The sequence below is a fragment of the Actinomadura nitritigenes genome (assembly GCF_017573545.1).
GTDB lineage: Bacteria > Actinomycetota > Actinomycetes > Streptosporangiales > Streptosporangiaceae > Spirillospora > Spirillospora nitritigenes.
The window spans coordinates 125,220-140,926 of record NZ_JAGEOK010000013.1 but is presented as its reverse complement, the minus strand read 5'-3'; the positions used below and the strand labels follow the sequence as shown (position 1 = coordinate 140,926).

Genomic DNA, 15,707 nt, shown 5'->3' with positions numbered 1-15,707 from the left:
CGTCCGGACGGCGCGCTTGGGGAGCAGCGGATGAGGTACGCGCACGAGGTCGGCAAGGTGCGGGCGGCGGAGCGGGCGCTCATGGCGCGGGTGCCCGACGGCGCGCTGATGCAGCGCGCCGCCGCCGGGCTGGCGTCCGTCTGCGCCCGCGTCCTGCCCGCCGTCTACGGGTCCCGCGTGGTCCTGCTGATCGGCGGCGGCGACAACGGCGGCGACGCCCTCTACGCGGGCGCCCGGCTGGCCCGCCGCGGCGCCCGGGTGCACGCCGTCCAGGCCGGCTCCAAGATCCACGACGCCGGGCTCGCCGCGCTGCGCGCCGCCGGCGGCCGCCTCCTCGACGGCGACCCCGAGCCCGCGATCGCCGGCGCCGACCTCATCGTCGACGGCCTCACCGGCATCGGCGGCACCGGCGCCCTCCGCGACCCGCACGCCCGCCTCGCCGCCCTCGCCTCCGCCGCGCCCGGCCTCGTCGTCGCCTGCGACGTCCCGAGCGGCGTCGACGCCGGCACCGGGTGCGTCGAGGGCGAGGCCGTCCACGCCGACATCACCGTCACCTTCGGCACCCACAAGCCCGGCCTGCTCATCGACCCGGGCGCCGCCCACTGCGGCGTCGTCGAACTCGTCGACATCGGCCTCGGCGACGACCTGCCCGACCCCGACGTCGTCGCCGCCCGCCCCGCCGACGTCCGCCCGCCCGAACCCGGCCCCGAGTCCGACAAGTACCGGCGCGGCGTCGTCGGCATCCTCGCCGGCGGCGACGAGTACACCGGCGCCGCCGTCCTCAGCACCGGCGGCGCGGTGCACGGCGGCGCCGGGATGGTCCGCTTCGCCTCCGTCGCGCACCCCGTCGAGCTCGTCCGGCAGCGCTGGCCCGAGGTCGTCACCACCGTGATCGAGCCCGGCCCGCACGAGCCGAAGGTCCTCGAACGCGTCGGGCGCGTCCAGGCCTGGGTCGCCGGTCCCGGCCTCGGCACCGGCGACGCCGCCGAGTCGCTGCTGGCGGCCGTCCTGGCCACCGAGCTGCCCGTCCTCGTCGACGCCGACGGCCTCACCGTCCTCGCCCGCCGCCGTGACCTGCTGCTGCGGCCCGCGCCGACCGTCCTCACCCCGCACGCGGGCGAGCTGTCCCGCCTCCTCGGCGTCCCCCGCGAGGACGTCGAGGCCCGCCGGCTGGAGCACGCCCGCCGCGCCGCCGCCGAGCTGTCCGCGACCGTGCTGCTCAAGGGCTCGACGACGCTCGTCGCCGAGCAGGACCGGCCCGTCCGCGTGAACCCGACCGGCACCCCGCGGCTGGCCACCGCCGGCACCGGCGACGTCCTGTCCGGCCTGATCGGCGCCCTGCTCGCGGGCGGCATGTCCGCCCTCGACGCGGCCGCCTCCGGCGCCTACCTGCACGGCCTCGCCGCCCGCCTCGCCTCCGCACCCCACCCGTCCGCCGCCGAGGCGCCCATCAGCGCCTACGACGTCATCACCGCCCTCCCCGACGCCTTCCGCAGTATTTGAAGCAATCCCGGCCCAGCGGGCTCGCCTGGCGGCTCGCCCGCTGACCGGCCTTGGGCGAGCGCGACCTCGCTTCGCGAGCTTCCCGGTGGGGGCTGATAGTGCGCTCGCGTGCGGGCCGAGGTCTGCGGCCCGGGCCTTGATCAGCGCGGGTCCCCGGGGCTGAACCAGGGGCGGGGAAGGTGCGTCATATCGGGCAAAGGGCGCACGGGGGTGGGCCCTCCCGGGGACGGGTCCTGTCCGCGATGCTTCGGGCACGGCCTGGGGAACGGCACACTGGGTAACCATGAGGGTTCCTGCGGAGGCGCGCGTCGATCTGGACGCCATTGCCGGGAACGCCGGCCTGCTGCGCGAGCGGTCCGGCGGCGCCGAGGTGATGGCGATGGTGAAGGCCGAGGCGTACGGGCACGGCCTGGTGGAGGCGGGGCGCGCGGCGCTGGCCGGCGGCGCGACGTGGCTGGGCGTGGCGAAGCTGGCGGAGGCGCTGAGGCTGCGGGACGCGGGCGTGGACGTCCGGACCCTGGTGTGCCTGGGGGTGCCCGGCGAGCCGTTCGAGCAGGCCGTGGCGCGCGACGTCGACCTCACCGTGGGCGCGATGTGGCTGGTGGACGAGCTGGTCCGGGCGGCGGAGCTGGCGGGGCGCCCGGCGCGGGTGCACCTGAAGGCCGACACGGGCATGACGCGGGGCGGGGTACGCGGGCAGGACTGGCACGACCTGGTGGACGCCGCGCTGAAGGCGGAGGCGGCCGGGCACCTCCAGGTGGTCGGCGCGATGTCGCACTTCGCCTGCGCCGACGAGCCGGGCCACCCGTCGATCGGCACGCAGATCGGGGCGTTCACCGAGATGGTGGAGCACGCCGAGAAGGCGGGCGCGCGGTTCGAGGTCCGGCATCTGGCGAACTCGGCGGCGGCGCTGACGCTGCCCGAGGCGCGATTCGACCTCGTACGGCCGGGTATCGCGACGTACGGGCTGACGCCGGTGCCGTCCCTCGGTACCTTCGGACTGCGGCCCGCGATGACGCTCGTCGCGGACGCGGCGCTGGTCAAGCGGGTGCCGGCGGGCAGCGGCGTGTCCTACGGACACACCTACTTCACGCCGCGGGAGACGAACGTGGCGGTGGTGCCCGCCGGGTACGGGGACGGCATCCCGCGGCACGGCTCGAACGTGCTGGAGGTCCTCGCGGCCGGCCGCCGCCGGACGATCGCCGGTCGGGTCTGCATGGACCAGTTCGTCATCGACCTCGGTGACGACGAGCTGGCGCCGGGGGAGGAGATCGTGCTGTTCGGGCCGGGGGACCGGGGCGAGCCGACCGCGCAGGAGTGGGCCGAGGCGCTCGGCACCATCTCGTACGAGATCGTCACCCGCATCGGGTCCCGGGTGCCGAGGGTCTACCGGGAGCGGCAGGGGGCGTGAGCATGGACGTCAAGAACAGGCGGCGGATCGGCGTCGCCGGGGTCGTGGCGGGCGTCGGCGCGGCCGGGATCGGCGCGGCCGTGGGCCTGCGGCACCTCGCGGTGGGCCGGGTGCGGCTCCGTCCCGACCCGGACGCGGACGAGCCGTTCGGCGAGCTGCGCGGCCGGGAGCTGACCGTCCGCGCCTCCGACGGCCTGGAGCTGCACGCCGAGGTGGACGGCCCGGAGGACGCCGAACTCACGGTCGTGTTCTGCCACGGCTACTGCCTGAACCGCGACTCGTGGCACTACCAGCGCCGCGACCTGCGGGGACGGTTCCGGATGGTCTTCTGGGACCAGCGGAGCCACGGCCGGTCGGGGCGCAGCGACCCGGCGACCGCGACGATCGAGCAGACCGGCGAGGACCTGTACGCGGTGCTGCGGGCGACGGTCCCGGAGGGGCCGGTGATCCTCGCCGGGCACTCGATGGGCGGGATGTCGATCATGGCGCTGGCGGACGCGCACCCGGAGCTGTTCGGGACGCGGATCGTCGGCGTCGCGCTGGTGAACACCTCCTGCGGGGACCTCGCGGAGATGACGCTGGGGCTGCCGCTGCTGCTGGCGAAGGTCGTCCGCCCGCTGGCGCCGCGGACGCTGCGGGGCCTCGGGCGGCGCGCCGAGCTGGTGGAGCGGGCCCGCGGGCTGGGCGCCGACCTGGCGTTCGTCGTCACCAGGAAGATGGCGTTCGCCGACAAGCACGTCAGCCCGACGGTGGTGGACTTCCTGGAGCAGATGATCAGGGCGACCCCGATCGACGTGATCGCGGAGTTCTATCCGGCGCTGATGGTGCACGACAAGCTGGACGCGCTGGACGTGCTGGGGCGGGTGCCCGCGCTGGTGCTGGTGGGCGGCCGGGACCGGCTGACCCCGCCGGAGCACGGCCGCCGCGTCGCGGCGGCGCTGCCGGACGCGGAGCTGGTAGAGGTGGACGAGGCCGGGCACGTGCTGCCCCTGGAGTACCCGGGCGTGGTCACCGGCGGCCTGCGCCGGCTGGTCGAGCGCGTCCGTCCCGGCTGCGACGAGGACGAGGAGGAGCGCACGGCGTGAAGGGCATGACGGCGTGAACGGCATGACGGTGACCGTCCCGACCGACCGGGACATGCGCGAGCTGGGGGTCCGGCTCGCCGGGCTGCTGCGGGCCGGGGACCTGCTGGTGATGACGGGGCACCTCGGCGCGGGCAAGACGACGCTGACGCAGGGGATCGGCGAGGGCCTGAAGGTCCGCGGGCCGGTGACCTCGCCGACGTTCGTGATCGCGCGGGTGCACCCGTCGCTGGCGGGCGGGCCGCCGCTGGTCCACGTGGACGCCTACCGGCTGGGCGGTTTCGCCGAGCTGGACGATCTCGATCTGGACGCCTCGCTGGCGGAATCGGTGACGATCGTGGAATGGGGAGAAGGGCTCGCGGAGGGCCTCGCCGACGACCGGCTGGAAGTGATCATTTCTCGCGGGGAGGGGCCGAGCGAGATCCGCGAAGTAAGGATCGAAGGGGTTGGTGATCGCTGGCGCGACCTGCCCGTCGACCTGGTCTGAGAAGGATCGGAGATCTTCTCCGAATTTGGTAAGTGCCCCCGGACCACTTTGCTGTGAGATGTCGTACTCTTTGCCGGAACGAACCTCACCTTCGCGACATATCAGAGATTTCCTCACAGCAGGAGTGGGATCCGGTGAGTGGCAGCCATCGCAGCGGCGACGACCGCATGGGGGACGGCGAGTACGGGCCGTACCCGGGACAGGACGGCCGCCGTGCCTCGGGCACGGGCGGCCACCAGGTGAGCACCGGGGGCTTCGAGAGCGGCTCCGGCGGCTACCCGTCCGCGCCCCGCTCCGGCGGCAACCCGGGCGGCTACTCCACCGGCGGCTACCCGACCGGCGAGTACCCGACCGGTGACTCCTCGACCGGCGGCTACTCGACCGGCGGCTACTCGACCGGCGGCTACTCGACCGGCGGCTACTCGACCGGCGGATACCCCGTGCAAGGCGGCGACCGGTCCGCCGGCAGCGGCCGCTACTCGACGAGCGGCGGCTACCCCGCCGAGAGCGGGGGCTCCGCGTCCGGAAGCGGGCGGTACTCGACCGCGGGCGGCGCGTACGTGTCCGAAAGCGGCCGCTACCCGCCGGGCGGCCGGCCCTCCGGCGGCCACCCGGCCGGGAGCGGGAGCTACCCGATCGGCGACTACCGGACGGGCGGCAGCTACGAGACCGGCTCCGGCAGCGGCAACTACCCGGCCGACAGCGGCGGCTACTCGCGGCGGGACCGCTACGAGTCGGACAGCGGCGACTACCGCTCCGGCAGCGGCGGCTACCGCACGGAGGGCGGCGGCGGGCGCTCGGGCAGCGGCGGCTACGGCTCCGGAAGCGGCGGCTACGCCTCCGAGAGCGGGGGATACGCGTCCGGCAGCGGCGGTCACCGGGCGGGAAGCGGCGGCTACCGGTCCGGCAGCGGCAGCCACCGGGTCGCCCGCGAGCGCCGCGGCGGCCGGCGCGGCGCGGTCCTCCTGGCGGCGGGCGCCACCGTGGCGGCCTGCGCGCTCGCCGTGTTCGTCATCCTGCACGGCGTCGGCGGCGGCTCCGAGCACGGGACCGGCCAGGCCGTCGGCAGCGGCGCCGACAGCTCGCCGACCGCCGGCGGCGAGCGCACCGAGGTGCCCGACTCCTGCTCCGTCGTCGCCGACGACCTGGTCAACCGGCTCGCTCCCGGGGCCGAGCGCAACCCGGCCGACAACTACCAGAACAACGAGCAGCAGAACGGCTGCGTCTGGGGCGCCTACGCGGGCGACAACAAGCGCCAGCTCACCGTCGAGCTGCGCGCGATCGCCGGGACCGCCTCGCAGACCCCGACCGCCGTCGCGCAGGGCACCATCTCCTCCGAGCGCAGCGCCGACGAGTCCGGAAAGTCGCTGCTCGCCGGCCAGGAGCTGACCGAGAAGAGCGACCTCCAGGGCGTCGGAGACGAGGGCTACCTGGTCTACAGCGTCGACAAGGGGCAGGGGTCCGGCGAGGCGATCACCAACGTGCGGCTCGCGAACGTCCTGGTCACGATCCACTACTCCGGCTCCGACGGCGGCGACCCGCTGTCGTCCAAGGACGCCGGCGACGGCGCCACCGAGGCGGCCAAGACCGTCCTGCAGGCGCTCGCCAAGGCCTGAACCGGCCCGATCCGCCCGCCCGCCGGGCCGCGCACCCGGCGGCGTGCGGGTGGCGGAGCCGTCCCGTCGCAGATGAGGACCGTCCAGGGCGGAGTCTGGACTAGGCTTACAACCCGTGCTGGTCTTGGCTTTCGACACCGCGACCGCCGCGATCACGGTGGCGCTTCATGAGTGGATCCCCGGCGAGGGCGCGCGGCGCCGCGGCCACGCCGAGGCCGTCGACCGGCGCCGGCACACCGAGCTGCTCACCCCGTCCATCAAGGCGGTGCTGGCGGAGGCCGGCGCGGCGCCCGACACCCTCAGCGCGATCGCCGTCGGCGTCGGCCCCGGCCCGTACACGGGCCTGCGGGTCGGGCTGGTCACGGCCCGCGCCATTGGCGCGTCCCTGAGCATCCCGGTGCACGGCGTCTGCACCCTCGACGCCATCGCCTGGGCCGCCGGACGCGACGAGCCCTTCGCCGTCGCCACGGACGCCCGCCGCAAGGAGGTGTACTGGGCGCGGTACGACTCGTCCCGCGCGCGCGCCACCGAACCCGCCGTGGGTCCCGCGTCCGACGTCCTGGAGGGCGCGCCGGAGGGCCTCCCCGTCATCGGCGAGGGCGCCGCCCTGTACCCGGAGGTGCTCGGGGAGTCCGGGCACGAGCCGCTGCTGCCCACCGCGTCCGCCATCGCGGAACTCGCCGTCGCGCGGCTCGCCGGGGAGAAGGGCCCCGACCTGCTGCCGCCCGAACCGCTCTACCTGCGCAGGCCCGACGCGCGGGAGCCCGGCCCCCGCAAGCAGGTGACGCCTCGGTGACCGGCATGGCGACCGGCGTCGTGCTCCGCGGGATGACCCCGAAGGACCTGGCGGCCGTCCACCTGCTGGAGCAGGTGCTGTTCCCCGAGGACGCGTGGAGCCGGCAGATGCTCGCCGAGGAGCTCGCCGGGGCGCCGGACACCCGCCACTACGTCGTCGCCGAGGAGCCCGACGGCGAGATCGTCGGCTACGCGGGCCTCGCCGCCGCGGGCGGGCAGGCCGACGTGCAGACGATCGGGGTCCGCGCCGACCGCCGCGGCGCCGGGATCGGCGCGGCGCTGCTCACCGAGCTGATCGACGAGGCGTCCCGGCGCAACGCCGAGGCGGTGTTCCTGGAGGTCCGCGCCGACAACCCGGCCGCGCGCCGGCTCTACGAGCGGTTCGGGTTCTTCGAGGTCGGCGTCCGCAAGCGCTACTACCAGCCCGCCGACGTGGACGCGGTCGTCATGTGCCGCCGTCTGGAGCGCCGCCCGGTGGGCTTCACCAGGGGGAACCAATGATCCGCGAAGAGCCGCTGGTCCTCGGCATCGAGACCTCGTGCGACGAGACGGGCGTCGGCATCGTCCGCGGGCACACGCTGCTGGCCGACGCGATCGCCTCCAGCGTCGAGCAGCACGCCCGCTTCGGCGGCGTGGTGCCCGAGGTCGCGTCCCGGGCGCACCTGGAGGCGATGGGCCCGACCGTCGAGCGGGCCCTGAACGAGGCGCGCGTGACGTTCGACGACATCGACGCGTTCGCCGTCACCGCCGGCCCGGGCCTGCCCGGCGCCCTGATGGTCGGCGTCGCCGCCGCCAAGGCGTACGCGCTGGCGCTCGGCAAGCCGCTGTACGGCGTCAACCACCTCGCCGCGCACGTCTGCGTCGACCAGCTGGAGCACGGCCCGCTGCCGAAGCCGTGCGTCGCGATGCTGGTGTCCGGCGGGCACTCCTCGCTGCTGCTCGTCCCGGACGTGGCGGGCGACGTCCGCTCGCTCGGCAGCACCGTCGACGACGCGGCGGGCGAGGCGTTCGACAAGGTCGCGCGGGTCCTCGGCCTCGGCTTCCCCGGCGGCCCGGTGATCGACCGGATGGCCCGCGAGGGCGACCCCGCCGCGATCGCGTTCCCGCGCGGCAAGTACAACGACGGCACCTACGACTTCTCGTTCTCCGGCCTGAAGACCGCCGTGGCCCGGTGGGTGGAGGCGAAGGAGCGCGCGGGCGAGGCCGTCCCCGTCCCGGACGTCGCCGCGTCGTTCCAGGAGGCCGTCGTGGACGTCCTCACCCAGAAGGCCCTCAAGGTCTGCAAGGACAACGGCGTGCGCGACCTGCTGATCGGCGGCGGCGTCGCGGCGAACTCCCGGCTGCGCGCCCTGGCCGCCGAGCGCTGCGAGGCCGCGGGCGTCCGGCTGCGCGTCCCGCGCCCGAAGCTGTGCACCGACAACGGCGCGATGGTCGCCGCGCTCGGCTCCGAACTCGTCGCCTCCGGCCTCGCCCCGTCCGACCTGGACCTTCCGGCCGACTCCAGCCTGCCGATCGAGTCCGTCACCCTCTGAGGGCGGCCAGCAGGGCGTCGAGGTAGTCCTCGAAGAGGGGGACCTTGGCCTCGTCGACGATGCGGCCGTCGTCCTCCGGGAGCAGGTCGAGCAGGCAGCGGACGTCCCAGTACGGGTGGTGCGCGTAACCGCCGGAGACCTGGTCGAACGAGCCGAGGAACCGGTCGGCGACGGGCACCCCGTAGCGGAGCGCGAGGGCGCGGCGCATGCGCGCGACGTCGACGGCGACGGGCCCGGACGAGGCGTCCGACCAGTCGACGACGCCGGTCAGCTTGCCGTAGGACCACAGCGTGTTGTCCGGGTGGTAGTCGCGGTGGACGAACCGGGCGGGCGCCTCGGGGGCGGGGCCGGCGGCGACCTCGAAGGCGCGTTCCCACAGCTGCGGGCGGAGCGCGTGCTTCGGCGGGAGCCGCTGGTCGAGCCGGTTGTAGGGGACGTACGGCGGCATCGTGGCCGCGCCGTTCAGCGCGTGCACCGGCAGCAGGGCTGCGGCCAGCTGGATGAGGTACTCGGGCAGGTCGTCGGGGGACGGGCGCGGCGGGTGGCCGGTCAGCCGGGTGATCAGCAGGGCGGGGACGTCGCAGTGCGCGCCGGACGGGTCGGCGGCGACGAGCTCGGGGGTCGGGATCTCGCAGCCGGCGAGCAGCGCGAGCGCGGCGATCTCGCGCTCGGGGGAGAACTCGGTGTCGCCGTAGGAGCGGCGGCCGGGGCCCGCGTCCAGGCCGGAGTCGCGGCCGGTCCAGCGGCGCAGCACGAGCCGGTGCGCGCTGCCGGACGGCGTCTCGACCACGAGCGCGTGGTTGGCGTGCGCGGTGCCGCCGGGCAGGGGCCGCACCAGCCGCACCTCGGCGCCCGCGCCGAGACAGCCCTCGACCCAGCGCAGGATGGCGTGGCCGGGCAGGGTGCCGGTCGGCAGGCACTGGGCCGGTGTGGGAGTCACGAGATCCATGAAAACGGATTCCGAAGGGTATTGGGAGTGATTTTGCGAAGACGGAACGTAACAAAATGCACGTCATCGCGGGGTCTTGGCGGAGGCTCTCCGGTCATCGCACCGGTTACCCGGACGAACTCAACGGATCCGGTTGAGTATCCGGAGCTCCGGCCGAGACGCGGCGACGGCGCAGGGTGGGGCCGCGCCGCGACCCCACCCGACCCGCTTCCCGGAGCCCGCGCCCCTCACTAGTCCTTGCCGTCGCGGCGGGGGCGCAGGAGCGCCTCGGCCAGCGCGAGCATCGTCTCCTCCAGCGTGGACAGCCGCTTCAGCACGTCCTCGTGCACCGCGTTGACCTGCTTCGACACATCGTCGTGGACGCCGTCGACCTTCCTCCCGACCTCGTCCTGCACGTACGAGAACCGCTTGGCGAACTCGGCCTGCACCGCCTCGGCCCGGCGCGTCACCTCGTCCTGCACGCCGTCCACCCGGCGGCCGAACTCCTCCTGCGCGCCGCCGACCTGGCGGGCCACGTCCTCCTGCATCCCGGCGACCTGCTTGGCGACGTTGTCGTTGATGGCCCCGACCTGCCGGCTGACGTCCTCGTGGATGTCGCCGATCCGCTTGCCGAAGTCGTCGTGCACCCCGCTGACCTGCCGCACCACCTCGCTGTGCACGGACTCGACCTGCTTGGTGACGTCGGTGTGCACCGACTCCACCCGGCGGGACACGAGGTCGACCTGCGCGGTGAACTCCTCCAGTGCCACGTCGACACGCTTGGCGACCTCCTCGTGGATCCCCTCGATCCGCTTGCGGACGTCCTCGTGCACGTCCTCGAACCGGCGGGAGAACTCGTCCATGCGCCGGGCGACGTCGCTGTAGGCCGTCTCGGCGATCTGCGACATCGTGGCCTTGACCTCGTCGCGGTCCGGCCGGGCGCGCAGCTCCTCGATCAGCGGGTCGACGGCGTCGGCCAGGTGCTTCTCCAGCGCGTCGAACCGGTCGCTGTGGTCCATCGGCGGGCGCCGCGCCAGCTCGCCCAGCACCCGGTGCATCTCCGCGATCTCCAGCGTGGCAGGGAGCCGGGCGATGCGCTCGCCCACGCCGTCGATCCGGCCGTCGATGCTCTCGAACCGGCCGTCCAGGCCCTCCAGCTTGCCCGACAGGCCCTCGAGGCGCCCGTCGACCCCGTCCAGCCGCCCGTCCAGCCCGTCGAGGCGGCCGCCGACGCCCTCGACCCGGCCGTTGACCGCCTCAAGACCCTGCTCCATCCGCTCGGCCATCTCCCCGAGCGACTGGTCGACCCGTGCCGTGACGCCGGTGATCGAGTGCTCCAGCCGCTCGGACCGGTGCCCGAGCTCGGCCAGCGACTTGTCCAGCCGGTTGAAGCGGACGGACGCGGCCTCCATGCTGCCCTGGAGCTTGTCCAGCCGCTTGGTCATCTCCTCCATGCGCTGCGACGCCTGCTGGGTGGCGTCGGTGATGTGCTGCGCGGAGTCGAGGACGGCCTGGATGCGGGTCAGTCCCTCGTCGACGTTCTCGGCGACGACGCCGACGTCGGCCCACAGCGCGGGGAGCTCGGCGACCGGCTTGACCCGCTCGCCGAGGCCGTCGATGTGCTCGGCCAGTCCCTCGGCCCATTCGGGGGGCTTGCCGACCAGCTCGTCGACCTGGCCCCGCACGCTGTCGAGCTGCCCGGTCAGCCCGCTGAGCTCGCGCTCGCGGACCTCGCGGAGCAGCCACTCCATACCCTCCAGCCGCTGGCGGATCTCGTCCAGGACCTGACCCTGTGAGCGCTGTTCATAGACGTGGTCCTGCGCCGCACGGGCGAGCAACTCCCGCATCCGATCCGAGACCGGTTGACCCCCCGTCTGCAGGAAGTTGTGATTCGTTTCCACCCGATGCTCCTTCGTGTGCCGGACGCGTCGAAATGGCGCACGGCAATGAATCGTGAAGTCGCCACTGTAGTGCGTGTGAAGCGCCGCTATAACGGGTAGCAGGGAACGTCGCGGGTTCTGCGGAATGCGCCTGTTATCCCGATGATGAGAATTGACGTTGAGCGCCGTCCAAAAGGTGATTTCAGGTATTCGAGGGCTTCGCGGCGATCGTGGCGATCGGTTCCGTCGTCGCGCCGGCGACCGGACAGGGTCAGAGCCCCTGCGGCGGGGGCTCTGTCCGTACATCTCGTCCAACATCGGCAGTTCCCGAGCCGCCCTCCACGCGCGGCGCGCGGGCGCGGGGCCGGTCCGCCGGGCGTGCGCCGCCGCGCCCGCCGCCATTTCAGGCCGGCATTCGTGGGAGCCCGGAACCCGATCGCTGAACCTGCCTTGGTGTTCTGCCGCCCGTGGATCTCGCCGCGCCGTTTCCCCGGCCGCCGTGCTCACCTTGCCGGGCACCCGGAATCCCTGGCGAACGCAATGCCGGAAAGTGTGAATGATTTGCACGGGCATGGTGCGTCGCACGAACGCCCTTGGCATTGCGGTGCCGTGCGGAAGATCTTTGGACCGTTTAGCCGGCGCGGCCCGCCCTGGGCGGGTCGGCGGCCGCCGGCCCGGGCCGCGGGACGGGCCGGGCGAGCAGCGCGACCGGGTCCCGGCCGACCCGGGTCACCACCACCGTGGTCTCGGCGGCGCCGTACCCGGCCCGCCGCCCGCCGAAGCCGAGGTCGCGGCGGAGCCGGTCCACGTCGACCGCCGACCCCCGCTTCTTGACCGTCAGCACGCCGGTCCCGCGGCGCCGCAGCTCGGCCTTGAGCCGCTTCACCGAGAACGGCAGCACGTCGTCGATCTCGTACGCGGACGCGAACGGCGTCGGGCGCAGCTCGTCGGACGTGACGTAGGCGATGTGCGGGTCCGCGAGCCCGCCGCCGACCAGGGCCGCGACCTCGGCGACGAGATGCGCCCGGATGACGGCCCCGTCCGGTTCGTAGAGGTAGCGGCCCCAGGGGCGGACGTCCGGATCGCCGAGCCCGGCCGGGACCAGCGTGACCGCCTCCCCGTCGGACGGGTCGCCCGAGGGGGTGCCCGAGGGCAGGAGCGTGGCGCGCCACCCGACGTCCCCCGCGAGTCCGCCCAGCCACAGGGCGGCCTCCTTCACGTCCCCGGCGACCGACACCCACTCCGCCTCCGCGCCCGCCGGCACGGCCTCGTGCGGGATGCCGGGCGCGACCTTGACGCACGCGGCCGGCGCCCGTCCGGCGAGGCCGAGGACGGCGTCGAGCGGCGGCTCGTAGGAGCGCGGGTCGAAGACGCGGCCCCGCGCCGTCCGGCGTCCAGGGTCGGCGAACACGGCGGCGTACCCGTCCGGGTCCTCCTCCAGGGCGTCGCCCACGCGCACGCGTGCGAGGCCGTCCAAGCCGAACGCCGTCACGTTGGCCCTGGCGACCTCGGCCGTGAGCGGATCGCGTTCAACGCCGTCGCCCGTCAGACCCACCTGCGAACGCGCCATAAGGTCGGCACCGATGCCGCACCCCAGTTCCAGCACGCGCGCGCCCGCGGGCAGCTTCGAGGCGAACCGCCGCGCGCGATGCGCCGCCACGCTCGCGCGCGTGGACTGCTCCAGGCCGGCCTGGGTGAAGTACATGCGGCCCGCGCTGGAACCGAACTTCGCCTCGGCGCGCCGCCGGAGCCGCACCTGCGTCAGCGCCGCCGCCACGAGGTCCGCCCCGTACCGCTCGCGCAGCCGCGACGCCGTGCCGAGCAACCCGGCCTCCGAGATGTCCGCTTCGCCCGCCTCTGCCAGAAGTGCCTGGCCGACGGGGGTGAGCAGCTCCCGGAACGACGCGATGTCCATGCCTGGACCGTACCGAGCGCGGCGCCGGGTGATCCGCGGGTGAACGCACCGGAACGCCGCGGGCCGTGCCTCCGTGTCCGTGTTGACGGGCCAACGGGCACGGCATAGTCTCACTGACTGGCACTCTCACCGCGAGAGTGCCAACACAGCGACAAGGTCGGTCTGGCACCCGCGACGGCAGGCCGGTCCAGGGTCGCCTCTCTGTCACATTGCCGGCGGCCGGCCATGGCCGCCGAGGACCAATCGAAGGGGAGGTCAGATCGTGACGACCGCCACCAAGGTTGTTCTCAAGCCGCTCGAGGACCGCATCGTCGTCCAGCCGCTTGAGGCCGAGACCACCACCGCCTCCGGCCTGGTGATCCCGGACACCGCCAAGGAGAAGCCGCAGGAGGGCACCGTCCTGGCCGTCGGCCCGGGCCGCGTCGACGACAAGGGCGAGCGCGTCCCGGTCGACGTCAAGGTCGGCGAGGTCGTGCTCTACAGCAAGTACGGCGGCACCGAGGTCAAGTACAACGGCGAGGACTACCTCGTCCTCTCGGCCCGCGACGTGCTCGCGGTCATCGAGAAGTAATCACCGAGACGTGATGCGCCCGCCCCGGCCCGCGCCGCCCACCGGCGGGGCGGCCGGGGCGGATCGCGTGACATAGGAGTTAACCCCATGGCGAAGATCCTGGAGTTCGAGGAGGACGCTCGCCGGGCTCTTGAGCGCGGCGTCAACGCTCTCGCGGACGCCGTCAAGGTGACGATCGGCCCGCGCGGCCGCAACGTCGTCATCGACAAGAAGTTCGGCGCGCCGACCATCACCAACGACGGCGTCACCATCGCCCGCGAGGTGGAGCTGGAGGACCCCTACGAGAACCTCGGGGCCCAGCTCGCCAAGGAAGTGGCGACCAAGACCAACGACATCGCGGGCGACGGCACCACCACGGCGACCGTCCTCGCCCAGGCCCTGGTCCGCGAGGGCCTGCGCAACGTGGCCGCCGGCGCCTCGCCGCTCAGCCTCAAGCGCGGCATCGACGCGGCCGCCCAGCACGTGTCCGACCAGCTCCTGAAGTCGGCCCGCGAGGTCGACGAGAAGGGCGAGATCGCGCACGTCGCCACCATCTCCGCCCAGGACGCGCAGATCGGCGAGCTGATCGCCGAGGCGTTCGACAAGGTGGGCAAGGACGGCGTCATCACCGTCGAGGAGGCCCACACCATGGGCCTCGAGCTGGAGTTCACCGAGGGCCTCCAGTTCGACAAGGGCTACCTGTCGCCGCACATGGTCACCGACCCCGAGCGCATGGAGGCCGTCCTGGAGGACGCCTACGTGCTCATCGTGGACGGCAAGATCTCCAACGTGCAGGAGTTCCTGCCGCTGGCGGAGAAGGTCGCCCAGACCAAGAAGCCGCTGCTGGTCGTCGCCGAGGACGTCGAGGGCGAGGCCCTGGCGCTGCTCGTCGCCAACAAGATCCGCGGCACCTTCACCTCCGTCGCCGTCAAGGCGCCGGGCTTCGGCGACCGCCGCAAGGCGATGCTGGGCGACATGGCCACCCTCACCGGCGGCCAGGTCGTCAGCGAGGCCATCGGCCTCAAGCTCGACTCGATCGGGCTGGAGGACCTCGGCCGCGCCCGCCGCATCACCGTCACCAAGGACGCCACCACCATCGTCGACGGTGAGGGCTCCGCGGACGAGATCACCGCGCGGGTCAACCAGATCAAGGTCGAGATCGAGAACTCCGACTCCGACTGGGACCGCGAGAAGCTGCAGGAGCGCCTGGCCAAGCTGGCCGGCGGGGTCTGCGTGCTGCGCGTCGGCGCCGCCACCGAGGTGGAGCTGAAGGAGAAGAAGCACCGCCTGGAGGACGCCATCTCGGCGACCCGCGCGGCGATCGAGGAGGGCATCGTGTCCGGCGGCGGCAGCGCGCTGGTGCACGTGGCCAAGGAGGGCTTCGACGCCCTCGGCCTGTCCGGCGACGAGGCCACCGGCGCGGAGGCGGTGCGCCGCGCGCTGGTCGAGCCGCTGCGCTGGATCTCCGAGAACGCCGGCCAGGAGGGCTACGTCGTCGTCTCCAAGGTGCAGGAGCTGCAGCCGGGCCACGGCTACAACGCCGCCACCGGCGAGTACGGCGACCTGATCGCCCAGGGCGTCATCGACCCGGTCAAGGTGACCCGTTCGGCCGTCACCAACGCCGCGTCGATCGCGGGCATGCTGCTCACCACCGAGGCGCTCGTCGTGGACAAGCCCGAGGAGGAGGAGCCGGCGGCCGGCGGCCACGGGCACGGCCACGGGCACGGCCACTGATCGTCCGTTCTCGGCGGGCGTGCGGCTCGCCCGCCGCGGAGATCGCCGAGGCCCCCGTCCGACACCGGGCGGGGGCCTTCGCCGTTCCCCGTTCCTTTCCGCCGTGCCCTCCGAACGGGGAGGGCCGCATCGCCACTCTCGGCACTTGGGTGACAGCAATGCGTGGTATTTCCGGGCTCGTCCCCGCACTGTGACCATTCCGTTGCCGACGACAGTGGCGACACGCCCGGCGGTGCTGGGCATCATGCTTGACGTGACCGAGGGAAGCTACGCC

General features: G+C 73.8%; 13 protein-coding genes. 10 read left to right on the top strand and 3 right to left on the bottom strand.

Going from position 1 to position 15,707, the window contains the following annotated elements:
- Positions 1-30: 30 nt before the first annotated feature.
- The 8 genes from J4557_RS21310 (at position 31) to tsaD (ending at position 8,426) form a co-directional block, all read left to right on the top strand.
- The gene (locus J4557_RS21310; RefSeq protein WP_208268473.1) at positions 31-1,503 is read left to right on the top strand and encodes an NAD(P)H-hydrate dehydratase; all 1,473 of its coding nucleotides are present in this window, start codon (positions 31-33) and stop codon (positions 1,501-1,503) included.
- 283 nt (positions 1,504-1,786) lie between these two features.
- Positions 1,787-2,914 carry an alanine racemase gene (gene alr / locus J4557_RS21305; protein WP_208268472.1) on the top strand — a complete coding sequence of 376 codons (1,128 nt, stop codon included), beginning with the start codon at positions 1,787-1,789 and terminating at the stop codon, positions 2,912-2,914.
- A gap of 2 nt (positions 2,915-2,916) precedes the next feature.
- Positions 2,917-3,999: an alpha/beta fold hydrolase gene (locus J4557_RS21300; protein WP_208268471.1), complete on the top strand. Its 1,083-nt coding sequence runs from the start codon at positions 2,917-2,919 to the stop codon at positions 3,997-3,999.
- 22 nt (positions 4,000-4,021) lie between these two features.
- Entirely contained in the window at positions 4,022-4,483 is a 462-nt protein-coding gene (gene tsaE / locus J4557_RS21295; protein ID WP_208268610.1) for a tRNA (adenosine(37)-N6)-threonylcarbamoyltransferase complex ATPase subunit type 1 TsaE, read from the top strand.
- A 134-nt stretch (positions 4,484-4,617) separates the two neighbouring features.
- On the top strand, positions 4,618-6,099 hold the full coding sequence (locus tag J4557_RS21290) for a hypothetical protein (RefSeq protein ID WP_208268470.1): 1,482 nt from the start codon (positions 4,618-4,620) through the stop codon (positions 6,097-6,099).
- A 115-nt stretch (positions 6,100-6,214) separates the two neighbouring features.
- Entirely contained in the window at positions 6,215-6,895 is a 681-nt protein-coding gene (gene tsaB, locus J4557_RS21285; RefSeq protein WP_208268469.1) for a tRNA (adenosine(37)-N6)-threonylcarbamoyltransferase complex dimerization subunit type 1 TsaB, read from the top strand.
- 5 nt (positions 6,896-6,900) lie between these two features.
- Entirely contained in the window at positions 6,901-7,395 is a 495-nt protein-coding gene (gene rimI, locus J4557_RS21280; protein WP_208268609.1) for a ribosomal protein S18-alanine N-acetyltransferase, read from the top strand.
- A complete protein-coding gene (tsaD, locus tag J4557_RS21275; RefSeq protein ID WP_208268468.1) occupies positions 7,392-8,426 on the top strand; it encodes a tRNA (adenosine(37)-N6)-threonylcarbamoyltransferase complex transferase subunit TsaD in 1,035 nt (344 codons plus the stop codon). The genes rimI and tsaD overlap by 4 nt, the downstream gene beginning before the upstream one ends.
- Here the strand turns inward: tsaD and J4557_RS21270 are convergent.
- The 3 genes from J4557_RS21270 to J4557_RS21260 all read right to left on the bottom strand — a co-directional run bounded on the left by J4557_RS21270 (position 8,416) and on the right by J4557_RS21260 (position 13,149).
- A complete protein-coding gene (locus J4557_RS21270) occupies positions 8,416-9,375 on the bottom strand; it encodes a phosphotransferase family protein (RefSeq protein ID WP_208268467.1) in 960 nt (319 codons plus the stop codon). The genes tsaD and J4557_RS21270 overlap by 11 nt on opposite strands.
- A gap of 230 nt (positions 9,376-9,605) precedes the next feature.
- On the bottom strand, positions 9,606-11,255 hold the full coding sequence (locus J4557_RS21265; RefSeq protein WP_307800120.1) for a hypothetical protein: 1,650 nt from the start codon (positions 11,253-11,255) through the stop codon (positions 9,606-9,608).
- Between the two features lie 610 nt (positions 11,256-11,865).
- The gene (locus tag J4557_RS21260; protein WP_208268466.1) at positions 11,866-13,149 is read right to left on the bottom strand and encodes a class I SAM-dependent methyltransferase; all 1,284 of its coding nucleotides are present in this window, start codon (positions 13,147-13,149) and stop codon (positions 11,866-11,868) included.
- Between the two features lie 262 nt (positions 13,150-13,411).
- On the opposite strand from J4557_RS21260, the gene groES reads away from it, so the two are divergent.
- Complete coding sequence (gene groES / locus J4557_RS21255) at positions 13,412-13,720, top strand: co-chaperone GroES (RefSeq protein ID WP_089314894.1); 309 nt, start codon at positions 13,412-13,414, stop codon at positions 13,718-13,720.
- Between the two features lie 87 nt (positions 13,721-13,807).
- Entirely contained in the window at positions 13,808-15,433 is a 1,626-nt protein-coding gene (gene groL, locus J4557_RS21250; RefSeq protein WP_208268465.1) for a chaperonin GroEL, read from the top strand.
- Positions 15,434-15,707: the final 274 nt, after the last annotated feature.